General features: G+C 68.5%; 20 protein-coding genes. 6 read left to right on the forward strand and 14 right to left on the reverse strand.

Going from position 1 to position 20,817, the window contains the following annotated elements:
- Positions 1 to 21: 21 nt before the first annotated feature.
- On the forward strand, positions 22 to 1,068 hold the full coding sequence (gene purM, locus ACNS88_RS03390) for a phosphoribosylformylglycinamidine cyclo-ligase (protein ID WP_435093912.1): 1,047 nt from the start codon (positions 22 to 24) through the stop codon (positions 1,066 to 1,068).
- A gap of 475 nt (positions 1,069 to 1,543) precedes the next feature.
- Here the strand turns inward: purM and ACNS88_RS03395 are convergent, their stop codons facing one another.
- From ACNS88_RS03395 to ACNS88_RS03405, 3 genes are all read right to left on the reverse strand, one after another.
- Positions 1,544 to 1,840 carry a DUF6360 family protein gene (locus ACNS88_RS03395; protein WP_435093914.1) on the reverse strand — a complete coding sequence of 99 codons (297 nt, stop codon included), beginning with the start codon at positions 1,838 to 1,840 and terminating at the stop codon, positions 1,544 to 1,546.
- A gap of 2 nt (positions 1,841 to 1,842) precedes the next feature.
- Entirely contained in the window at positions 1,843 to 3,612 is a 1,770-nt protein-coding gene (locus tag ACNS88_RS03400) for a nitrite/sulfite reductase (protein WP_435093916.1), read from the reverse strand.
- Positions 3,613 to 3,674: 62 nt separating this feature from the next.
- Positions 3,675 to 4,010 (reverse strand): DUF8134 family protein, encoded by a 336-nt coding sequence (locus tag ACNS88_RS03405; protein ID WP_435093918.1) that lies wholly within the window; start codon positions 4,008 to 4,010, stop codon positions 3,675 to 3,677.
- Positions 4,011 to 4,226: 216 nt separating this feature from the next.
- Between ACNS88_RS03405 and ACNS88_RS03410 the strand changes: the two genes are divergently transcribed.
- Both ACNS88_RS03410 and ACNS88_RS03415 read left to right on the forward strand, forming a co-directional pair.
- Entirely contained in the window at positions 4,227 to 4,355 is a 129-nt protein-coding gene (locus tag ACNS88_RS03410) for a hypothetical protein (RefSeq protein WP_435093920.1), read from the forward strand.
- Positions 4,352 to 4,534 carry a DUF8595 family protein gene (locus tag ACNS88_RS03415; RefSeq protein ID WP_435093922.1) on the forward strand — a complete coding sequence of 61 codons (183 nt, stop codon included), beginning with the start codon at positions 4,352 to 4,354 and terminating at the stop codon, positions 4,532 to 4,534. Before ACNS88_RS03410 ends, ACNS88_RS03415 begins: the two co-directional genes overlap by 4 nt.
- Positions 4,535 to 4,553: 19 nt before the next feature.
- Here ACNS88_RS03415 and ACNS88_RS03420 read toward each other — a convergent pair whose 3' ends face one another.
- The 10 genes from ACNS88_RS03420 to ACNS88_RS03465 all read right to left on the reverse strand — a co-directional run bounded on the left by ACNS88_RS03420 (position 4,554) and on the right by ACNS88_RS03465 (position 15,855).
- Positions 4,554 to 5,093, reverse strand: coding sequence for a CBS domain-containing protein (locus tag ACNS88_RS03420; protein WP_435093924.1), 540 nt, complete (start codon positions 5,091 to 5,093; stop codon positions 4,554 to 4,556).
- A gap of 144 nt (positions 5,094 to 5,237) precedes the next feature.
- Complete coding sequence (locus ACNS88_RS03425; protein ID WP_435093926.1) at positions 5,238 to 5,606, reverse strand: DUF555 domain-containing protein; 369 nt, start codon at positions 5,604 to 5,606, stop codon at positions 5,238 to 5,240.
- A gap of 95 nt (positions 5,607 to 5,701) precedes the next feature.
- Positions 5,702 to 6,700: an isocitrate/isopropylmalate family dehydrogenase gene (locus ACNS88_RS03430; protein WP_435093928.1), complete on the reverse strand. Its 999-nt coding sequence runs from the start codon at positions 6,698 to 6,700 to the stop codon at positions 5,702 to 5,704.
- A complete protein-coding gene (gene leuD, locus ACNS88_RS03435) occupies positions 6,697 to 7,353 on the reverse strand; it encodes a 3-isopropylmalate dehydratase small subunit (protein WP_435093930.1) in 657 nt (218 codons plus the stop codon). Before leuD ends, ACNS88_RS03430 begins: the two co-directional genes overlap by 4 nt.
- Entirely contained in the window at positions 7,350 to 8,771 is a 1,422-nt protein-coding gene (leuC, locus tag ACNS88_RS03440) for a 3-isopropylmalate dehydratase large subunit (protein WP_435093932.1), read from the reverse strand. Before leuC ends, leuD begins: the two co-directional genes overlap by 4 nt.
- 70 nt (positions 8,772 to 8,841) lie before the next feature.
- Positions 8,842 to 9,900, reverse strand: coding sequence for a ketol-acid reductoisomerase (gene ilvC, locus ACNS88_RS03445; protein ID WP_435093934.1), 1,059 nt, complete (start codon positions 9,898 to 9,900; stop codon positions 8,842 to 8,844).
- A gap of 34 nt (positions 9,901 to 9,934) precedes the next feature.
- Complete coding sequence (ilvN, locus tag ACNS88_RS03450; RefSeq protein ID WP_435093936.1) at positions 9,935 to 10,648, reverse strand: acetolactate synthase small subunit; 714 nt, start codon at positions 10,646 to 10,648, stop codon at positions 9,935 to 9,937.
- On the reverse strand, positions 10,645 to 12,453 hold the full coding sequence (gene ilvB, locus ACNS88_RS03455; protein ID WP_435093938.1) for a biosynthetic-type acetolactate synthase large subunit: 1,809 nt from the start codon (positions 12,451 to 12,453) through the stop codon (positions 10,645 to 10,647). Before ilvB ends, ilvN begins: the two co-directional genes overlap by 4 nt.
- Before the next feature lie 367 nt (positions 12,454 to 12,820).
- Positions 12,821 to 14,002: a LeuA family protein gene (locus tag ACNS88_RS03460; RefSeq protein WP_435094440.1), complete on the reverse strand. Its 1,182-nt coding sequence runs from the start codon at positions 14,000 to 14,002 to the stop codon at positions 12,821 to 12,823.
- Positions 14,003 to 14,295: 293 nt separating this feature from the next.
- The gene (locus tag ACNS88_RS03465) at positions 14,296 to 15,855 is read right to left on the reverse strand and encodes a glutamate-cysteine ligase family protein (protein WP_435093940.1); all 1,560 of its coding nucleotides are present in this window, start codon (positions 15,853 to 15,855) and stop codon (positions 14,296 to 14,298) included.
- Positions 15,856 to 15,990: 135 nt separating this feature from the next.
- On the opposite strand from ACNS88_RS03465, the gene ligA reads away from it, so the two are divergent.
- The 3 genes from ligA to ACNS88_RS03480 all read left to right on the forward strand — a co-directional run bounded on the left by ligA (position 15,991) and on the right by ACNS88_RS03480 (position 19,511).
- Positions 15,991 to 17,793, forward strand: a complete 1,803-nt coding sequence (gene ligA / locus ACNS88_RS03470; protein WP_435093942.1) for an ATP-dependent DNA ligase LigA — start codon at positions 15,991 to 15,993, stop codon at positions 17,791 to 17,793.
- A 96-nt stretch (positions 17,794 to 17,889) separates the two neighbouring features.
- Complete coding sequence (locus ACNS88_RS03475; protein WP_435093944.1) at positions 17,890 to 18,741, forward strand: hypothetical protein; 852 nt, start codon at positions 17,890 to 17,892, stop codon at positions 18,739 to 18,741.
- A gap of 35 nt (positions 18,742 to 18,776) precedes the next feature.
- On the forward strand, positions 18,777 to 19,511 hold the full coding sequence (locus ACNS88_RS03480) for an MBL fold metallo-hydrolase (protein ID WP_435093946.1): 735 nt from the start codon (positions 18,777 to 18,779) through the stop codon (positions 19,509 to 19,511).
- A 24-nt stretch (positions 19,512 to 19,535) separates the two neighbouring features.
- On the opposite strand, the gene ACNS88_RS03485 is transcribed toward ACNS88_RS03480, so the two are convergent.
- The gene (locus tag ACNS88_RS03485; protein ID WP_435093948.1) at positions 19,536 to 20,765 is read right to left on the reverse strand and encodes a PGF-CTERM-anchored ABC transporter substrate-binding protein; all 1,230 of its coding nucleotides are present in this window, start codon (positions 20,763 to 20,765) and stop codon (positions 19,536 to 19,538) included.
- Positions 20,766 to 20,817: the final 52 nt, after the last annotated feature.

Raw genomic sequence — 20,817 nt, forward strand, 5'->3', positions numbered from 1 at the left:
CGCGGGCGTCCCTCGACACACATGACCGAGGGCGACGACGGAGACGACGGGAGTGGAAGCGGGGGCGACGGAGAACCGGCGAGCGACACCGACGACGAACTCACCTACGCCGACGCCGGCGTCGACATCGACGCCAGCGAGGCGGCGACCGCGGCGCTGATCGGCGCGGTCGGCGAGGGCGAGGGCGAGGGCGACTACGCCGGGCTCCTCGATATCGGTGACCGGTACCTCGCGCTCGCGACCGACGGAGTCGGGACGAAGCTCCTCGTCGCAGAGGCGCTCGGCGACTACTCGACGGTCGGGATCGACTGCATCGCGATGAACGTCAACGACCTCGTCGCCGCCGGCGTCCGCCCCGTCGCGTTCGTCGACTACCTCGCCGTCGACGAGCCGGACGAGCGGTTCGCAGAGCAGGTCGGCGAGGGGCTCTCGCGCGGCGCCGAACTCGCCGACATGGAGCTCGTCGGCGGGGAGACCGCGGTGATGCCCGACGTGATTCGCGGACTCGACCTGGCCGGGACCTGCGCCGGGCTCGCCGCCAAGGACGCCGTCTTCGACGGCGCAGCGGAGCCGGGCGACGCGCTGGTCGGCTGGCGCTCCTCCGGCATCCACTCGAACGGGCTCACGCTCGCGCGCGAGGCCGCGACCCGCGAACACGCGTACACCGACCCGTGCCCGTTCGACGGGTACGAAACGGTCGGGGAGGCCTTACTGGAGCCGACCCGGATCTACACCGACCTGCTCGATCCGATGCGGGAACACGGTGTGCGCGGCGCGGCCCACGTCACCGGCGGCGGGTGGACTAACCTGACGCGGCTGGGCGCGAATCGGTACGTCGTCGACGACGCCTTCGATCCCCAACCCGTCTTCGAGTTCGTGCGGTCCGAAGGGAACGTCTCCGACGAGGAGATGCACCGGACGTTCAACATGGGGACCGGCTTCGTCGCGGCGGTCGATCCCGACGACGCCGACTCGCTGGCCGACGAGACCGACGGGCGCGTGATCGGGCGCGTAGAAAACGGTGAGGACGACGAGGGGAGCGTCGCGATCCGCGGATTAGAGTTATAGATGACTGCTGTCGACGGGAATCCGGTTCCCGCCGACGAGGATCCGGTTGCTGTCGACACTGTGGCCGGTCGCTTATAAGCGGGCGCTGGCGTGGGGACCCCATCTAGAGAGCCCCCGGGTGTTCACTGATAAGTCGTCGCTCGCGCGGTGAATTGTTTCGAATTCCCAGTCGATTGTTTATAAATATTTGACAACAGATCGGCGACGAACACCGCCAAAGCCCCAGCCGCGAGGACCTCCGAACGTCGCAGCCCGCGCAGCGAAGCGAGCAGGTAGGACGTTCGTGATCCCGCTCGCTCCGCTCGCAAAAATCGCGGCTGCCCCTTTGAGTCCCACCCCACCCTGCTCCGCACCGCAACCGCACCTCACACCTCCCCAGCCTCGCGGCTCACTTCGTTCGCCGCGTCCCTCGCGCGGCGCCCCTCACGGCCGCCACAGGCGGCCGCTCACAGGCGCGCGCCGCCGCAGTGTCCATTTATAAGTCGTCCTCGTCGTTCTGTGCGGCCTCGACGCGGTCCGCCGTCGACTCCAGCGCATCGGCGAGGGTCCGTGCCTGCGCGGGCGAGAGGTCGATCTCGTCGGCGTGGGCGGTGAGGTCGTCGATCGCCGCGTTATCGAGTTCGACTTCTAACGTGACGTGTTCGGGGTCCTCGCGGGGCGCGGTGACGTTCACGACGCCGGGCGCGTCGGCCTCGAACTCGTGGCCGCGTGCGCGACCGTCGACCAGGTCAAGCGTCGTGTACGCGTTCACGCGGAGCAGTCGAGCGGGCATCGTCAGTCGTCCGCCGGCGTCGACGGCGCGTCCTCCATCGCGTCGTCCTCGGCGTACGGGTACCAGGTGCGCTTCGTGTTGTGCATCATCGGGTCCTCGTAGTCGGTCTCCTCAGGCTCCACGAGGGCGTCCAGCTCGTCGTCGTCGTGCCGGGCGACGAACGCCCGGAACGACTCGCCCTCGTCGCGCTCGGCGGCGAAGCTCTCGACAAGGTTCGCGATCGCGCCGGGCACCTCGTCGACGGGCACGCGCTGGGTGACCCACCGGGCGAACTGCGGGTTCTCGCCGAGCCCGCCGCCGAGCCCCACGTCGAGCGCCTCGACGGGGTCGCCGTCCTTGCGGGTCTTCATCCCGCGCAGACTCACGTCGGCGATCTGCGGCTGCGCGCACGAGGCGGTACACCCGGAGAGGTGAATGTGGAACTCGTCGACGCCGGCCGGGAGGTCGACGTTGGCCTTCAGCCAACGGGCGAACCGAACCTGGCGGTTCTTCGTCTCGACGATCGACAGCGAGCAGAACTCCGTGCCGGTACACGCGACCGAGCCGCGCATGAACGGCGAGGGGTCGGGCGAGTAGTGGTCGAGCAGCGGCTCGTCGAGGAAATCGTCGAGCGCCTCGTCGGGCACGTCGGTGACGATGACGTTCTGACGCTGTGAGAGCCGGACCTCACCGGAGCCGTACTCGTCAGCGAGGTCAGCGAGATCGAGGACATCGGCCGCGCCCATCCGCCCGACGAGCACGTTCAGCCCGACGAAGTTCCGTCCGTCCTTCTGATCGTGAACGCCGATCAGATCGTTGCGCTCGCCCTCACCGGCGTTGTAGGTGTACTCCTCGCGAACGTCGCGACCCGCGGCTTCGAGCTCGAAGTCGACGTACTCCTCTTGAAGCGTCTCGCGGACCGTCTCTGCGCCCCACTCGTCGACGAGGAACTTCACCCGCGCGTTGTACCGGTCCTCGCGGTCGCCGTAGTCGCGGAACAGCGCGGAGAGCCCGCCGGCGACGTCGGGGACCTGCTCCGGCGGCACCCAGACGTCGATGTCGCGGGCGAGCCGCGGCTCGTTGCGCGCGAGTCCACCGCCGACGCGAACGTTGAAGCCGACGGTGTCCTCGGTCTCGTCGCCTTCTCCGTCCCCCCCGACCGACTTGTACGCGGGCTCGAACGCGAGGTCGTTGATGTCGCCCTGGCCGGAGCCGTCGGCGGACCCGGTCACGGACACCTTCCACTTCCGCGGGAGATTCGCGTGGTCCTCGTTCCCTTTGAACGTCTCGTTGAGGTTCCGAATCACCGGCCACGCGTCGATCACCTCCTGGCCGTCCTTCCCGGCGACCGGGTTCCCGACGATGTTGCGCCAAGAGTCGCCGCAGGCCTGTTGTGTCGAGAGCCCGTTTTCCGCGAGCGTCTCGAAGATCGCCGGGACGTCCGAGAGCTCGATCCAGTGGAGCTGGATCGACTGTCGGGTGGTGAAGTCGGCGTACGCGTCGCCGAAGATCGGGTTCGTCCCGGGCCCGCGCGCGTACTCGTCGGCGATCTCCCCGACGGTTCGGAGCTGTCCCGGTTCGAGCACGCCGTTCGGGGTCCCGATCCGCATCATGAAGTACCCCTCCTGGCCGTTCCGCTGGTGGTACAACCCCCACCACTTGAAGCGCTCGAACCATGCGTCACGCTCGTCGTCCGGGATAGACTCGTACCCCTCCTCGGCGAACTCGAACAAGCGGTCGCGGACCTCCCGCCCGTACGCCTCCGATTTCCAGTTCTCGACGTCTGTTGGCATCGATCCGGTCTACACTCGACACCCACAAAGGCGACCGCGTCGAGTCAACCTTCCCCGGTGCTTCAGCGATCCGGCACGTGTTGCCGAGGCGAGTGATCCTGCGAAGACCGGACCGCAGAGCGGGCGAATTCGGCGAACTCACCCCCGTCTACCCGACCGATCGGGACCCATCCGGTCGTTCCGGTCGCCCCGCACGCGATACACTGGCCGTAGACTCGCGCCTCTACCGTCGAGGCGTCGACACCGACTGACTGGAAGTTCTCGACGACGAGATCCGCAAGCGCGCACTCACAGAAATCAGGCGCGTCGAGTCGCCACAGTTCGCTGACACGGACTTCTCGACTGTCGTTGACGGAGATCCACGCCCCATCGTCGAGGACGCGCAAACGAGTGGTCACACCCCAGATCCGCCCGCGACGACCCAATGCGTGACGGTGGTCGCAATCCGCGACCGTTTCGATGACGTCGTTACACCACCAGATCGACGGACTACGGCGCGATATACCCTCAAACCGGCGTCCAAACTACCGGACGAGTAATCCGGTATCTGGGAACAGTGGTTCGATTTACGGGTGTACAGATCCTTATATCCGACCCTCGCTTACCTCGGCGTGATGACTGATTCGGTTCCCGCACCGACCGACGATCGACCCGCCAATCCGCTCAACGACCGCGAGTACCGACAGCACGCCTCCGCGGATGTCGCACCGGAGCTCTTCGGCGACGACCTGGTGAGACGATGACCGAGCGAGGCGACTCCCGGGCGACCGACGACGATCGGAGAGACCTCGAAAACGGGGCAGACGCGGAGAGAGAGACAAACTCCGAACCCGACGACGGCACAGCCCACCTCAACGACATCGAGGACGGTGCCGGCTGTACGGAGATCTGGGAGCGGCTCTCGGAGCGACGAGAAGAGTAGTCGCGGGACGAGCGACCTTTTACGAGAGGTGCGCCGCGATGTCGGCTTCGGTGAGGATCCCGACCGTCTCGCCGCCGTCGGTCACCATCACCGCCTTATAATGGTCGAGGAGGTTCCGGACCTCGTCGACGGTCGCGCTCGGCGCGACGGTGGGGAACGACTCGCTCATCACCTCACTGACCGGGTGGTCGCCCACGTTCTCGCCCGCGTGGACCACGTCGCTCTGACTGATCGACCCGACGGGAACACCGTTTTGGAGCACCGGAAGCTGCGAGTAGGCTTCCTCTTCCATCAGCTCGACCGCCCCGTGTACCGCGTCATCGGGGGCGACGCTGATCACCGTCTCGTTCATCAAGTCGCTCGCGCGAACGACCTCGCCCTCTGCCTCCTGAAGCGCGTTGACGATCCGGCGGAGCGTCGAAAGCCGCGGATCGACGTCGCCGCCCTCTATCCGCGCGATGAGCGGCTGCGAGACGTCCGCCGCGTCCGCAAGCTCGCTCTGCGTCAGCTCCAACGTGGTCCGCCGCTCGCGGAGGTCCTGTGGCGTCGGGAGTTCCATACGCTGGATAACTCGAGGTTATTAGAAAAGGTTTCGGCAACGACTGATATGGCGACCAAGATCACGATGACGGTCGGACGGTCACGTCGATCGTGACGGGCTCGTCGATCGCGTCGATCGCGTCGGTCACATCGATCGCAGATCCTACTTGTCGTCGCCGTCTTCGTCGCCGTCGGTCTCTATGACTTCGATAACATCGAGCGGGACGTCCCGCAGCGCACCGCCGACCTCGCTTTTCGCGATGCGCTCCGCGTGCTCCTCGCTGTCGGCGTTGAAGATGTCGATCTCCAAGAGGAGCCCGACTAGCGCGGTGTTCGCGGCGAGGAACGCGGCGTCGAACGGCTCGCCGCAGGCCGGACAGCCGGTGACGCCGGGTTCGACCTCGACGTACTGCTTGTCCGTCTCGTTGAGTCGCTTGCCGGCTTCGCTGACCGCGACGCCGATGGCGTCGTCGGTCTCCTTGACATCGCGGACCAACCAGGCTGCTTCCATCGCGACTTCGTAGTTGCTCATACCCGGAACGACGGGCCGCAGGGTTTCTTGTCTTGTGGTTCGCCCGCGGTCACGGGCGGGGCGGCGATCAAGATGGGGCCGAAGTGACAGTTGGCTTATAGCCGGTCGACGATCGCCGCGGTGACCTCGTCGGTCGTCGCGTCGCCGCCGAGGTCACCGGTGCGCGGGCCGTCAGAGAGAACGCCTTCCACAGCGTCTCGGACGCGCTGCCCTTCCTCGTCGTGACCGAGGTACTCCAGCAGCATGGCGGCCGACAGGATCGCCGCCGTCGGGTTCGCGATCCCCTCGCCCGCGATGTCGGGCGCGGTCCCGTGGACCGGCTCGAACAGCGCGTTGTCGTGGCCGATGTTCGCCGACGGGAGCAGCCCGAGCCCGCCGACGAGGCCGGCCGCCAGATCGGAGAGCACGTCACCCGCGAGGTTCGGGCAGACGATCACGCCGTACTGGGTCGGGTCGAGGGGGAGCTTCGTCGCGAACGCGTCCATCAGCTCCTCGTTGGCGTCGACGCCGCGCTCGTCGGCGACCGCGAGTACCTCCTCGCGGAAGCGGCCGTCCGTCTCTCGCATGACGTTCGCCTTGTGCGCGACGGTGAAGCCCTCATCCGGGTCACCGGCGGGGCCTCGCCCGTCGTCGACGAACTCGCAGGCGAACGCCGCCAGCTCGCGGGAGGCTGACGAGGTGACGACCCGCGTCAGCGTCGAGAGGTCGTCGCTCAGGCGGTCCTCGTGGCCCGAGTAGACGCCCTCGGTGTTCTCGCGGAGGAAGACGACGTCCGTCTCCGGCCGGAGCGCGTCGACGCCGGGGTGCGCCTTCGCGGGCCGGACGTTGACGAACGAGTCGACAGCGTCCCGCAGCGGCAGGATGACGTCGGCGGCCGTCTCCCCGGCCGCACCGAACAGCGTCGCATCGGCGTCTGCGGCGAGTTCATAGGTCTCAGCGGGGAGCGCTTCCCCCGTCCGCTCTTTCACCGCGTCGCCCGCGTCGCCCTGAACGAACTCGAAGTCGACGGGGAGCGCCTCCAATACCTCGACGGCGGCGGGGGTGACCTCGCGGCCGATCCCGTCGCCCTCGATGACGACGACCTCGTGGCTCACGCCTCGTCCTCCGGGATGTGCTCGGCCGGAACGTACGGCAGCGACCGGGCGGTCTCGCGGACCGCACCCTTATTCGCGCCCATCAGCGCCGTGGTGTCCCAGACGCCCTCGACGAGCGCCTTTCGCTGGGCGTCGTGGACCGTCGCGTCGATCACGGTGTCGCCGTAGGTGATCGTCTCCGCCGCCACGTCGATGTCGACCTCGGCGTCCGGGTTGGCCTCGACGTAGTCCTGCAGCGCCTCAATGTCTCCCTGGTCGGCCGTGACCGTGGGAACACCGAGCGCGAGGCAGTTGCCCGCGAAGATCTCCGCGAACGACTCCCCGACGACCGCGTCGATCCCCCAGCGCATCAGCGCCTGCGGGGCGTGTTCGCGCGACGAACCGCAGCCGAAGTTCGCGTTGACGACTAAGACGTTCGCGCCCTGATACTTCTCCTCGTTGAACGGGTGGTCCTTCTCGTTGTCCTCGTCGTCGAACCGCAGGTCGAAGAAGGAGAACTGTCCCAGCCCGTCGAAGGTAACGACCTTCATGAACCGCGCCGGGATGATCTGATCGGTGTCGATATCGTTGCCCCGGACCGGGATTCCGGTGCCGGAGACCTCGGTGACCTTCTCGGCCGGCGCCTCGCCGTCGCTGAACTCGGGAGAGCTCATACGGTCGCCACCTCCTCCATCTCGCGAACGTCAGTGACCTCGCCGGTCACCGCCGCGGCCGCGACCATGATCGGACTCATCAGCACGGTGCGCCCGTCCTTCGAGCCCTGTCGGCCGACGAAGTTCCGGTTCGACGAGGAGGCGCTCGCCTCGTCGCCCACCAGCTGGTCGTCGTTCATGCCGAGACACATCGAACAGCCGGGCTCGCGCCAGTCGAAGCCCGCCTGTTTAAACACCTCGTCGAGTCCTTCCGCTTCGGCGGCGTCGCGGACCCGCTGGCTACCGGGGACGACCATCGCGCGCACGTCGTCGTCGACCTCGCGGCCCTCGACGAACGCCGCGGCCTCGCGGAGGTCCTTCAGCCGCGCGTTGGTACACGATCCGAGGAACGCCACGTCGATGTCGTACCCCTCCATCGTGTCGCCCGGTTCGACGCGCATGTGCTTCTGCGCGCGCCGCGCCGTGTCGCGGTCCTCCTCGGGCAGGTCGTCGGGGTCCGGGATCGGTTCGGTGATCCCGGCCGTCTGGCCGGGCGTGGTCCCCCACGTCACGGTCGGTTCGATCGCCGACCCGTCGATCGTGACCACGTCGTCGTACTCGGCGTCGTCGTCGGTCCGGATCGACTCCCAGTAGGGTTTCAGCCGCTCGAACTCCTCCGGATCGTCTTCGAAGGCGTCTGTCCCTTCTAGCCACTCGTAGGTGGTCTCGTCGGGGTTGACGTAGCCCGCGCGGGCACCGCCCTCGATCGACATGTTACAGATAGACATCCGTCCCTCCATGCCCAGATCCTCGATGGCCTCGCCGGCGTACTCGTACACGTAGCCGACGCCGCCGTCGGTCCCGAGCTCCCCGATGATCGTCAGGATGATGTCCTTCGCGGTGACGCCCTCGCCGAGCTCGCCCGTGACCTCGATCTTGCGGACCTTCTGTTTCTCCATCGCGACACAGCCGGTCGCCAGCACGTCGCGGATCTGCGACGTGCCGATGCCGAACGCCAGCGCGCCGAACGCGCCGTGCGTCGACGTGTGCGAGTCGCCACAGACGATAGTCATTCCCGGCTGGGTGAGCCCCTGCTCCGGCCCGATGACGTGGACGATCCCCTGATCGCCGGAGTCGGGGTCAGAGAAGTCGATACCCGAGCCGCGGACGTTCTCTTCTAACTCCGCCATCATGTTCTCGGCCGCATCGTCGCGGTAGGGCCGGTCGCGGTTCCCGGTCGGCACGATGTGATCGACGGTCGCGTGCGTGCGTTTCGGGAACGCGACGCCCTGCTCGCGCTCTCGCAGCATGCCGAACGCCTGCGGGCTAGTGACCTCGTGGACGAGGTGGAGGCCGACGAACAGCTGGTCCTGTCCGGTGGGCAGCCGCGTCACCGTGTGTCGGTCCCACACCTTGTCGTACAGCGTCCCCTCGCTCATCGGGAGACACCTACGTGACGCGTGGTGTGCGGGGTCTCACAGAGACGGTTCGCGTCGCCGCGTACACCCATCAGGCGGTCACCTCGGCGCTGTCCTCTTCGTCTTCCTCGCCCTCCTCTTGCCACGCGAACAGGCCGCGAAGCTCCTCGCCGACGGCCTCGATCTCGTGGTTCTTCTCCGCGGTTCGGAGCTGTGTGTAGGAGGGCCGTCCCGCCTGGTTCTCCGCGATCCACTCGCGGGCAAACTCGCCGTTCTGGACCTTCTCCAGTACTTCCTCCATGTTCTCGCGGGCGTGTTCGTCGACGACGACGTCGCCCTGCGTGAGCCCGCCGTACTCGGCGGTGTCGGAGACGGAGTCCCACATGCCGCCGAGCCCGTCTTCGTACATCAGGTCGACGATGAGCTTGAGCTCGTTGAGACACTCGAAGTACGCCATCTCTGGCGAGTAGCCCGCGTCGACGAGCGTCTCGTAGCCCTGCTTCACGAGCGAGGTGACGCCGCCACAGAGGACGGCCTGCTCGCCGAACAGGTCGGTCTCTGTCTCCTCGCGGAACGACGTCTCGACGACGCCGGCGCGGGTGCAGCCGATCGCGGCCGCGTACGCGAGCCCCTCGTCGTGGGCGTCGCCGGTCGCGTCCTGATAAATGGCCAGCAGCCCGGGCGTCCCTTCGTCGTTCTCGTAGTTCCGGCGGACGAGGTGGCCCGGCGACTTCGGTGCGACCATCGTCACGTCGACGTCCTCGGGCGGCTGGATCTGGTTGTAGTGGATGTTGAACCCGTGCGCGAACTGGAGCGTGTCGCCCGCCTCCAGGTTCGGCTCGATCGCGTTCTCGTACACGTCCGGCTGGACCGTGTCGGGCACGAGCACGCTCACGATGTCGGCCTCGGCGGCCGCGTCCGCGGGCGCCTCCACCCGGAGCCCGTCGCTCTCGGCGGCACTCCGGGAAGAGCTGTCCTCGCGGAGGCCGACGACCACGTCGACCCCGCTCTCGGCGAGGTTCTGGGCGTGGGCGTGGCCCTGCGAGCCGTAGCCGAGTACGGCCACGGTCTTGTGGGCGATCGCCTCCTCGTCGGCGTCTTCGTCGTAGTATACTGTCGAATCGAACGTCTGCGTGTCGTCTTCGGTCATGTGTATCGTGTAGGTTCGCGTGTGAGTTCGCGTGTCAGTCGTCGTGCGTCGTCGGTTCGCCGGCCGTTCCGGGTTTCTCTCCGGGCGCCGTCGGGGTGTTACCGCGCGCGAGGGCGGTCGGCCCAGTGCGGGCGATCTCGATGATTCCGAACCGCTCGAAGGCGCCGATCGCGTTGTCGATGCCGGCGTTGTCGCCGGTGAGCTCGACGGTGATCGTCTCCGGGCCGGCGTCGACCGTCCGGCCGTCGTACATCTCGGAGACCGCGTGGACCGCCGCGGGGTCGTCCGCCTGCACTTTTAAGAGGACGAGCTCCGAGGTGACGGCGTCGCCGGAGACCTCGCCGACTGAGATGACCGGCTTCAGCTTCGCCATCTGCTTTTCGATCTGGTCGACGCCGGGGTCCGTCTCCTCGACGACCATGGTGATCCGCGAGTGGCCGTCGACGGTCGTCGGGCCGACGGTGAGGCTCTCGATGTTGAACTGGCGGCGGGAAACGAGCCCGGAGACGCGCGCGAGCACGCCCGGCTCGTCCTCCACCAGCGCCGAGATGACGGCGCGGCGGGACTCGTGTTCCGCCTCGACGACGGGGTCGATACGGATCCCTTCGAGGTTTCGGCGCCCCTCGGGATGGTCGCGCTCCTCGGGACCGGGTTGGTCGGCGGCGGGGGTGGCGTCGGCGCCGGAGCCGGCGTCCGAGGCGGAGCCGCCGTCGGTCGCGGGTCGAGAGTCGGGCGAGTTACCGCTCATAGCTGGTCCTCCACGGCCGCGAACTTGCCGTTCGCACCGCCGCTCGGCACCATCGGCAGGACGTTCTCCTCGGGGTCGACGTGGAAGTCGATCACCGCCGGCCCGTCGTACTCGAGCGCCTCCTCGACCGCGGGCGCGACCTCGTCGTAGTCGTCGACGCGGAGTCCGAGGGCGCCGAACGCCTCGGCGAGCTTGTCGAACTCGGGCATCCACGTGTAGTCGGAGGCCATGTGACGGCCCTCGTAGAAGGCGTCCTGCCACTGCCGCACCATCCCGATGTACTCGTTGTTCAGCACCGCGATCGTGATGTCGAGGTCCTCGCGAACCGCCACCGAGAGCTCCTGCATCGTCATCAGGAAGGAGCCGTCGCCGTCGAAACACACCACGTCGCGGTCGGGCTCGCCCATGTTGTCGGCGGCGACGCGCGCGCCGACCGCAGCGGGCACGCCGTAGCCCATCGTCCCCAGCCCGTGCGAGGAGACCCACGTTCGGGGCTCCGTGTACGTCCAGAACTGGGAGGCCCACATCTGGTGTTGCCCGACGCCGGTCGTCACGATGGTGTCGTCGTCGGTCGCCTCGTCGAACGCCTCGACGACGAACTGCGGCTTCAGCGGCTCGTCTTCGGGCGTCGCGTATGTGAGCGGGTACGTCTCCTTCCACTCGGCGCAGCGCTCACGCCACGCCTCGGCGTCGGGCGCCTCGCGGACCGCCGCGGTCAGCTGGTCGAGGACGCGCTCGGCGTCGCCGATCAGCGGGTAGTCGGCGTGGACGTTCTTCGAAATCTCGGCCGGGTCGATGTCGACGTGGACGACCTCGGCCTCCGGCGCGAACGTGTCGATGCCACCCGTCAGCCGGTCGTCGAATCGGGTGCCGACCGCGATCAGGCAGTCGGTGTGGGTGATCGCCATGTTGGCGTAGCCGGTGCCGTGCATCCCCGCCCACGAGAGGCAGAGCTCGTCGTCCTCGGGGAAGGAGCCGATGCCGGGCATCGTCGTCGTCACCGGGATACCGCACGTCCGTGCGAAGGTGCGCGCGCCGTCGCTCGCGTCGGCCTTGATGACGCCGCCGCCGAACAGACAGACGGGTCGTTCGGCCGCCTCGATGGCGCGGGCGGCCTCCTCGACCGCGTCGGCGTCCGCGTTCGGGTCGGGATCGGTGCCGGCCGGCGGCGTCGCCGGCTCGGGCGTCTTGTCGGTCTCGTCCTGCGTCACGTCCTTCGGCAGGTCGACGAGGGTCGGCCCGGGACGGCCAGCGCGGGACAGCTCGAACGCCTCACCGACGGTGTCGCCGACGGTGTCCGCGCCGTGCGCGAAGTAGTTGTGCTTCGTGATCGGGCGGGTGACGCCGATTGTGTCGGTCTCCTGGAACGCATCGTTGCCGACGAAGTCGGTGGGAACCTGTCCCGTCAACGCTAACATCGCGTCGGAGTCCATGTCGGCGTCGGCGATCCCGGTGACGAGGTTGGTCGCGCCCGGTCCCGAAGTCGCCAGACAAAGTCCGGGTTCGCCGGCCACGACGCCGTAGGCGTCGGCGGCGTGGGCCGCGCCCTGCTCGTGGGCCATCGTTACGTGACGGATCGAGGAGCCGTACAGCGCGTCGTAAACGGGCATGATCGCGCCGCCCTGCACGCCGAACGCGGTCTCGGCGCCGGCGGCCTCCAGCGCGGCGACGACCGACTCGGCCCCGGTCGACACCGGGCCCGCGGCGGGACCGTCGCCGTCGACCGGATCGCCGGTGTCTGTCTGGGCGGATTCGTCTGCGTCCTCCGTCTCGTCCTCTCGTGGCTGTGCTGCTGTGTCGCTCATTGTCGTGGTGGTGTTCGGTGGTGCATCTCGCGGGTGTGAGACTCGGTCGGTCCGAACGCCGGATCGCCGGGCGAGAAACGACTCGCCCGTCGGCGTTCGTCGATGCGTGGCGTCGGTGAGGAAAGGGTAGTGTAGGGGATTATACCCCTACGATGATCGGCGCGACGGCTCCGGCGACGTCGTCGGTCATCGAGGTCGTGTGGGAGCGTCGCATCTCGGATCCACCAAGGTAGTCGGGGTATAAATCCCTGTCGGGGAGGAGAATCAACGGACCGATTCCGAGAGGCGAATCGTGTCGAGCGATCGCCTCCGCCCGTGCGACCGCCACGCGGTCGCTCAGCGAGCCCCCCGTCCAGGGAGACGGTCATCAGATCCTGACCTCCTCCTCACGGTCGAGGTCCGCCTCTTCGGCGAACCGCTCGACGTCGCCGGCCGTCACCTGACGCTTCCCGGAGCCGTACTCCTTGACGCGCTTGGTGATGCGTCGGACCTCGCTGTCGCTCGGGTCGAAGCCGGCCTCGACTAAGTGCTTGCGCACGCTGTGGGTGCCGGTGTGTTTCCCGAGAACGAACTCGCGTTCGGCCCCGACCATCTCGGGGGTCATCACGCCGGTCTCGAACGTGTCGCTGTTCTCGATGACGCCGGCGGCGTGGATACCCGACTCGTGAGCGAACGCGTTCCGCCCGGTGACGGGCTTGTTCGCCGGAACCGGGATGTCCGAGGCCTCCTCGACGATCCGTGCCAGCTTGGTTATCTGGGTCGTGTCGATGCCGGTGTCGACGCCGTACACCGACTCGACGGCCATCACGACCTCCTCGTAGGCGGCGTTGCCGGCGCGCTCGCCGATCCCGTTAACCGACACCTGCGCCTGGTGCGCGCCGTTCTCGAAGCCCATGATGGCGTTCGCGGCGGCCATCCCGAAGTCGTCGTGGGTGTGGACGTCGACGCGCGCGTCGGTGGCGTCGACGACGGCCTTCACCGTCTGGCCGAAGCTGCTCGGCATCCCGACGCCGCAGGTGTCGGGGATGTTGATCCAGTCGGTGCCGGCGTCCGACACCGCCTCGACGATGTCGATCAGGTAGTCCGGATCGGTCCGGGTGGCGTCCATCGGCGAGAACATGCACTCGACGCCGGCGTCTTTCACCTGCTCGACGGCGTCGATGGCGCGCTGTTTCGCCTCTTGCCGGGTCGCGTGCATCGAATCCTCCAGCTGTACGTCGCTGGTGGAGACGAACACGTGGACCATCTCGACGCCGGAGTCGATGGCGGCGTCGATATCGCCCTCGACGACCCGCGCCAGCCCGCAGACGGTGGTGTCCGTCGCGGCGGCGATGTCGCTCACGGCCTCGAACTCCGCGTCCGAGTTCACCGGGAACCCCGCCTCGATGACGTGGGTGTTCATGTCGTCCAGCGTCGCCGCTATGCGGCGTTTCTCGTCGTAGCTGAACGACGTACGTGGTGACTGTTCACCGTCTCGTAACGTCGTGTCGAAGATCCGTACAGGACCGATATCGATGTTAGAAGCTATCGTGCCCTGGAAGAACTCGATCCGCCGGGGTGTCCGACGAAGCCTCCGTGATGTCTGTCATCGACTGATGGAAGCACGGTCGAGAACTTAACGCTTGTGCCGATCGCAAAAACGGCCCGCCTGAGGGCGCCCCGACGTTCGGGCGACGGTCGCAGAATCGCCCGACGTAAGCGAGGTTGGGTGACGGCACGCGGACCGCACGCACCGAGAGGATCGGTGTACTGTGGTTTCGAAACCGGGTTCATAAGCCGGATCGACGTTCGTTGCGTTCCACGCGAGGCCGGCGCGCGGTCGACGCGCGGTCGACGCGCGCTTCACTCGCCGTTCGTCCACGCGGAGAATCCCCCCTCGATCAGCGTCTCGGACTGTCGGTCGATATACTCGCGCTGGGTGTCCTGGACCGCGGTCTCGAAGTCGTCCCCGGCGTCGAGGCGCTCGCGGACGCGGTCTCGTTTCCAACTCGCCGGCGTCGTCCGGTTCGCCACACGCCACCTGAGCGGGGCGAGCCACGCGGCGGCCTCCTCGTCGGGACAGCCCGCCGTTCGGAGGCCCGCCTCGGCGTGATCGAGCAGATCGGCGTACAGGGCGTCGGTGTCGGTGGTGCGCTCGCCGTCGAGACCGATCCACTCAATCTCCGCGTCGAGCCCGTCGGCGACCGCGGCGTAGAAGTTGTCGCGAGCGGCCTCCCAGTTGAGACCGATAACGGGATGTTCACGCTGGGGGAGCGACTGCATCAGCCCGGCGAACGCAACCTGAAACGCGATCGAGTCGCGAACGGTGGGTTGGGCCGCGATCGGGCGGAACTCGATCCGCGCGTTGGCGCTCGACCGGCTCGCGCCTTCGAAGACGGGACGGACCCACCGCCAGTAGCTGCCGTGTTTCATCCGGAACGTCGCAAACGCGTCGTCGAACCGGTCGGAACCGTTGGGTTCGGGCATCGGGATCAGCGTCTCGTCGTTGACGATCCGTTCGATCGCGGTTTCCAGGTCGTGAAACTCGCGCGGGAACCGGACCTTGCCGTCCTCGGTACGGGAGTTGAGCACCGATTCGAACACGTGGATCCGATTCTCCGTCGCGCCTTCCGCGAGGACGCGCTCACCGTCCCATCCCTCCTCGTACAGTTCCGGTGGGAAGAAGGGAGAGTTGACGCCGAGCGCGAGCAGCGGACCGGCGATTCGGAGCGCGTAGCGGAAGTGCTCCGGCAGTGTATCGGCCTGCCCGACCTGATAGTGCGGCTGGACCGAGGTGATGAGGCTCTCGGGCATCACCGTGTCAGCCGCGAGCGAAACCCCCGGCGCCTCGAGGACGGTCCCGCGCTTCTCGTCCGCGCCCGCGTTCGCCATCGCGTGGTACCGGACCGCGTCGCTCATGTTGACGGCGACGGTGACTCCGTCGACGTCGACGCTGTCGGTGAGGTACTCGCGGGCCGTTTCGCCCGTCGGCGGGATGGTCCAGAGGGCGTCGGAGACGAGCCGCATCCCCTCGACGCCGGCGGTGTTCTCTGCGGCTTCCAGCCGCGCCCGGACCTCCTCGAGCTGCGCCCGGAGCCCGTGGTCAGAGAGTGGCTGCGGGCTCGTGGACATCTCGGCGTTGTGGAGCCCGAGCTCCTTCTCGAAGCCAATCAGCTCCAGCAGGCGGCGGGGAACCCGCATCAGGGCGTACTCGCCCGCCCGCGACTCCTCGCTCCACCGCCCGTCGGCGACCGCGTAGAACTCGTACTCGAAGCCGACGATCGACTGGTGGTTGTCGAAGGTACCGTCGCGGAGCGCCTGCTTGACGATCTCCGCCTCCTCCTCGGCGCGGGCGTCGAACTCCTCGGGATCGACTGCGAGCGCCTCCCGGACCCCGTCGGCGAGGGCGGACTCGTTGCTCATGAGACGGTCGACGACGCCGCCCGGTAAAAAGGTCTGCGCCCGATCGGCGGCATGGGAGCGGTCGGCACGCGGTTCGTCCGCCCCGGAACCGGCCCGTATCGGGGCGCTTTTGCCGAGCGATCGCCGACTCCGCGCATGGAGTTCGAAGCGTTTGCCGAGCGCGCGGATCGGCTGGCGACCGAGCCCGCCGACATCGGAACGACCCGACTCGTCGCCGACCTGCTCGCGGCCGCCGGGGAAAGAGACGAAAACGGCGACGAGGACGACCTCGCGACGGTTACCCGGTTCCTGCTCGGTCGCGTCTTCCCGGCGCACGACACCCGGACGCTCGACGTGGGACCGGCGCTCTGTCGCGAGGCGATCGCTCGCGCCGCGGGCCCGAACGTGGCCGCCGCCGACGTGGAGGATCGACTGGCCGAGGAAGGCGAGATCGGCGCGGTCGCCGCCGGCTTCGAGTTCGGCGGCCAACGCGGGCTCGCCGCCTTCGGCGAGGGGCGCGACCGGCTCACCGTCGCCGCGGTCCACGCGGAGCTACGCGGGCTGGCGGCCGCCGCCGGCGACGGCAGCGAGTCCCGTAAACGCGATATCCTATTTGGGCTGTTCAACCGGTGTGACCCCGCCGAGGCGAAGGTGCTCGCCCGGCTCGTGCTCGGCGAGATGCGGCTCGGCGTCGGTGAGGGGGCCGTGCGCGACGCGGTCGCCGAGGCGTTTCTCGTAGGCGAGAGCGACGAGGACATCCCCGAGGCCGAAAACGACGAGGACGATCCGGTCCTCCGTGCCGACGACCAGGCGGTCGCGGCCGTCCAGCGCGCGCTCCAGGTGACCAACGACTACGGGCACGTCGCGGTCCGCGCCCGCGACGAGGGACTCGCCGGCCTGCACGCCGAGCGGCTGGAGGTCGGTCGGCCGGTGCAGGCGATGCTCGCACAGGCCGGGACGACGACCGACGCCGTCGATGCGTTCGGCGAGGTCGCCGTCGAGACCAAGTTCGACGGGGCGCGCGTGCAGATCCACTACGTGCCCGAGTCCGGCAGCAACGGTGCTGACGACGACAAATCTGATGGCACCGGACTCGGCCCGCGGATCTACTCGCGGAACATGGACGACGTGACCGACGCGCTCCCGGAGGTCGTCGAGTACGTAGAGCGGCGGGTCTCCGCCCCGGTCATCCTCGACGGCGAGGTGGTCGCGGTCGACGACGACGGCGACCCGCTCCCGTTCCAGGAGGTGCTGCGGCGCTTCCGCCGAAAACACGACGTCGATCGGATGCGCGAGGAGGTCGGACTCCGGCTTCACGCGTTCGACTGCCTCCACGCGGACGGCGAGGACCTACTCGACGAGCCGTTCTGCGTCCGTCACGATCGACTCGACGCGGTCCTGCCCGACGCGGCCGCGAGCGTCGAGTTCGCGGACGACCCGTCGGCAATCGAGGCGGCGGAGGCGGCCGCGCTCGACGCGGGCCACGAGGGCGTGATGCTGAAAAACCCCGAGGCGGCGTACACGCCCGGGAACCGCGGCCGTGACTGGCTCAAGCGCAAGCCCGACGTGGAGACGCTCGACGCCGTCGTGGTCGGCGCGGAGTGGGGAGAGGGGCGCCGCGCGGAGCTGTTCGGGACGTTCTTACTCGGTGTGCGGAGGGGAGAGGACGGCTTTGCCGCCATCGGCAAGGTCGCGACAGGCCTCACCGACGAGGAGCTCTCCGACCTTACCGAGCGACTGGAGCCTCACGTGGTGAGCGAGGACGGGACCGAGATCGAGATCCGGCCCGAGGTCGTCCTCGAGGTCGGGTACGAGGAGATCCAGACCTCGCCGACCTACTCGTCCGGCTACGCGCTGCGGTTCCCGCGGTTCGTCGGCGTGCGCGAGGACAAGTCGGTCAACGACGCCGACTCGCTGGAGCGCGTCGCACGGCTCGCCGGCGACGGGGAAGCGGCGTAGTCCCGGCGCGGTGTCGAGCCCGCCGGACGGGACCGCACCGACCGAGGCGAACCCCCACGCGAAACCCGCTTGACCGTCCGGCCCCTACCGATCACCATGCTAGGCCCGCTCGGGGACGCGGCGCGACAGCGACTGACAGACGCGGCCGCGACCCGGCTCAGCGACGACGGATACGGGGTCACGCGCCCGGAGACGAGCGCCGAGCCGCCGGCGGTGGCGACCCGTCGAGCGGACGAGGCGCCGCTCGCGGTCGAGCCGCTCACGCCGGACGACGCGACCGCGACGGTCATCGCCTCGCGGCTCGCCCACGCGCTCGACCGCGACCGTCGCGCCTGTTTCGTCGTCGACGATGACGCGACCGCCGAGACGGTGCGGTCGCTGCTCGCCGATCCCCCGCTGCTCGTCGCCGAGCGCGACGGTCGTCGGACGTTCCACGTCGGTCCGGATCGGATCCCCGTCGCCGGCGGAGGGTACGCCTGCGTCCGGTTCGACGGGCTCGGGGAGCCGACGTTCGCGTGGCGCGAGATCGACACGCCGGCCGGGCCGGTCCCCTCGGGGCCGGGCATCGACGCCGGCGGCGTCGACGAGGCGGGCCGGCCGGTCGTGCCCCGACTGGTCTGTGAGGCCGACGGGCGGGTCGTGGCCGTCCTCGCGGGGGTCGAGAGCCTCCGAGAGCCCCCGGCCGAGGCGTTCCCGTACGCCTACAGCCGGCACGCCGACGACAAGCGGTTCCGGGTGCGGCGCGGCGACGACGGCGCGGTCGTCGAGAGCGCCAGCGGCTTCGCACCGATGCGGGCCGCGGGCTACGTGCCGATTCCGATGCCCGTCGTTCCGGAACACGTCCTCGGCCCGGCGTTCGGGCCCGATCGGGACGAAGGCGATACCGCCGAATCCGCTCCCGACGACGCGTGGGCCCTGCTCCGACTCGACTCGATCGACTCCACATAGCCACCCTCAAGACGCCCGCATCCGGATCCCGGCGTATGACCGTTCGATACGACGACTTCACCGTGGAGTGGCTCGGCTACGCCACGGCGCGACTGGAGCCCGAAGGCGGCCCCGTCGCCTACACGGATCCGGGGCGATACGGCGTCCTCGACGACTACTGGGCCCGAGACGGCGACCTCATCGTCGTCACTCACGACCACCACTACGACCCCGAGGGGATCCGGTCGGTGGCGCGCGAGGACGCGACGCTCGTGATCTACGAGGCGGTCGACCCAGCGGGGATCGATCGGGACGTGGAGTCGATCGAGTCGCTCGCCGGCGACTACGAGGTGATTCGGGTCGACGATGAGGACCGCGTCGACGTGGCGACCCCGGCCGGCGAGGTCACCGTTTGGTCAGTCGCCGCGTACAACGACCCTGAGGGGCCGAACGCCGGCCCGGACGGCTCGGTGGCGCATCCGCCGGGACTCGGCTGCGGGTTCCTGCTCGGGTTCGGCGACCGCACCGTGTTCTGGCCCGGTGACTCCGACGCGCTTGACGGGTTCGCGGAGCTGGACGTGTCGATATTCCTCGCGAACATCGGCGGCGGCGGGATCGTCTCCGACCGCCACGCGAGCGCGGAACTGGCCGAGGCGATGGACCCCGACCTCGTCGTTCCGGTCCACTACGACACCTTCGAGCAACTGGAAGCCGACGGCGAGGCGTTCGCGGGCGACGTGGCCGCGCGTTCGATCCCGGTCGCGCTCAACGGGCGCTCGGCGAACCAGTAGCGGGACCGACCGAAACCCGACGGATTATCGCCGTGCGATCAGGGCCGCCGCAAGCGCCGCGATCAGGGCCGTGACGACACCGAATCCTGGCACTTGGCTCTCCGAACTGTCGTCACCATCGCTCGTTCCGTCGTCGCTGTCGCTTTCATCGGTGGCGCTATCCTCACTGTCGTCAGTGTTGTCCTCGCCGTCGTCAGTGCTGTCCTCGCCGTCGTCAGTGCTGTCCTCGCCGTCGGCACCGTCCTCACTCCCCGCCGTCCCGTCGTCTTCCGTCTGCAGCGTCTCCACCGCGGTCGCGAGCGTCTCGGTCGACTCGATCACGCTGCGCGGGGCCGGCTGGTTGAGGTAGTTCACGTTCATGACGACGTAGTTGCCCTCGGTCCCGGCGGTCGTACTGGCGTACGGCTCCTCCTCGAGGATCGGCGCCTCTGGGTCGGTGACGATGATCAGTTCAGGGTCGGTCTGGAGGATGACTTCGTTCGAGAGCTGAGGGTAGCCGTCGCCCTCCGCGGCCGCGACGTTGTCGGTCCCGCCGATCTCCATGATCTCATTGATAAAGGTGTTGTTCGCAGCGACGTACCCGTCGCCGAGCGGGTACAGCGCGGCGGGACGGTCGAAGTCGGCGGTACGGTTCTCGACGTCTGCGACGGCCTGGTTCATCTCCTCGTTCGTCTCGGCGGCGGCCTCACAGTCACCGACGAGCCGCCCGATCGTCTCCGTCTTCTCGGCGATGTCCTGGACCGATGTCGCGGCGGGGAAGTGGTACACCGTGAGGCCTTGTTCGCGGAGGTCCGCGACCTGTCCGGCGGACGCGTTCGGCGCGAGCACCAGGTCGGGATCCGTGTTGACGACGCGCTCGACGTTGACGCCGAATCCTTCGGCCGAGACGTCCGTCTTCTCGCCCGCACCGTCGAGGTACGCGGCGTACTGCGTCACGCCGACGACGCGGTCCTGCGCGCCGATCTCCCAAAGAGTCTGGGCGGCCGACGGGTTGGTCGTCGTGATCCGCTCGGGCGGCTCGTCGAGCGTGATCGTCGTTCCCGTCGCGTCCGTTAGCTCGACGGGGAACTCGCAGGTGTCGGCGCCGTCGTCGCCGGTCTGTTGGATCCCGGGACCGTCGACCGCGTGCGCGGTCGGCGCTGTCTCCGCTGACGTCTCTATCGTTGGCTGTGCGCCCGCGGCCGGGCCCGCGACGCCGCCCACCAGGGCGGCCGTCACGAGCAGGGCCATCGCGATAACGTACCTGTCTCGCATCGAGTTGATGACGACCCTCGTCCAATAAGTATTTACCTACTACAAGTTTTGT

The sequence above is a fragment of the Halorubrum shenae genome, assembly GCF_051194165.1.
In the GTDB taxonomy this organism is placed as follows: Archaea; Halobacteriota; Halobacteria; order Halobacteriales; family Haloferacaceae; genus Halorubrum.

Excerpts from the sequence above, each read along its gene's own strand:
- purM (WP_435093912.1), top strand. The coding sequence starts at position 22 with ATGACCGAGGGCGACGACGGAGACGACGGGAGTGGAAGCGGGGGCGAC.
- ACNS88_RS03395 (WP_435093914.1), bottom strand. The coding sequence starts at position 1,840 with ATGCCCGCTCGACTGCTCCGCGTGAACGCGTACACGACGCTTGACCTG.
- ACNS88_RS03400 (WP_435093916.1), bottom strand. The coding sequence starts at position 3,612 with ATGCCAACAGACGTCGAGAACTGGAAATCGGAGGCGTACGGGCGGGAG.
- ACNS88_RS03410 (WP_435093920.1), top strand. The coding sequence starts at position 4,227 with ATGACTGATTCGGTTCCCGCACCGACCGACGATCGACCCGCCAATCCG.
- ACNS88_RS03415 (WP_435093922.1), top strand. The coding sequence starts at position 4,352 with ATGACCGAGCGAGGCGACTCCCGGGCGACCGACGACGATCGGAGAGAC.
- ACNS88_RS03420 (WP_435093924.1), bottom strand. The coding sequence starts at position 5,093 with ATGGAACTCCCGACGCCACAGGACCTCCGCGAGCGGCGGACCACGTTG.
- ACNS88_RS03425 (WP_435093926.1), bottom strand. The coding sequence starts at position 5,606 with ATGAGCAACTACGAAGTCGCGATGGAAGCAGCCTGGTTGGTCCGCGAT.
- leuD (WP_435093930.1), bottom strand. The coding sequence starts at position 7,353 with ATGAGCTCTCCCGAGTTCAGCGACGGCGAGGCGCCGGCCGAGAAGGTC.
- leuC (WP_435093932.1), bottom strand. The coding sequence starts at position 8,771 with ATGAGCGAGGGGACGCTGTACGACAAGGTGTGGGACCGACACACGGTG.
- ilvC (WP_435093934.1), bottom strand. The coding sequence starts at position 9,900 with ATGACCGAAGACGACACGCAGACGTTCGATTCGACAGTATACTACGAC.
- ilvN (WP_435093936.1), bottom strand. The coding sequence starts at position 10,648 with ATGAGCGGTAACTCGCCCGACTCTCGACCCGCGACCGACGGCGGCTCC.
- ilvB (WP_435093938.1), bottom strand. The coding sequence starts at position 12,453 with ATGAGCGACACAGCAGCACAGCCACGAGAGGACGAGACGGAGGACGCA.
- ACNS88_RS03465 (WP_435093940.1), bottom strand. The coding sequence starts at position 15,855 with ATGAGCAACGAGTCCGCCCTCGCCGACGGGGTCCGGGAGGCGCTCGCA.
- ligA (WP_435093942.1), top strand. The coding sequence starts at position 15,991 with ATGGAGTTCGAAGCGTTTGCCGAGCGCGCGGATCGGCTGGCGACCGAG.
- ACNS88_RS03475 (WP_435093944.1), top strand. The coding sequence starts at position 17,890 with ATGCTAGGCCCGCTCGGGGACGCGGCGCGACAGCGACTGACAGACGCG.
- ACNS88_RS03480 (WP_435093946.1), top strand. The coding sequence starts at position 18,777 with ATGACCGTTCGATACGACGACTTCACCGTGGAGTGGCTCGGCTACGCC.
- ACNS88_RS03485 (WP_435093948.1), bottom strand. The coding sequence starts at position 20,765 with ATGCGAGACAGGTACGTTATCGCGATGGCCCTGCTCGTGACGGCCGCC.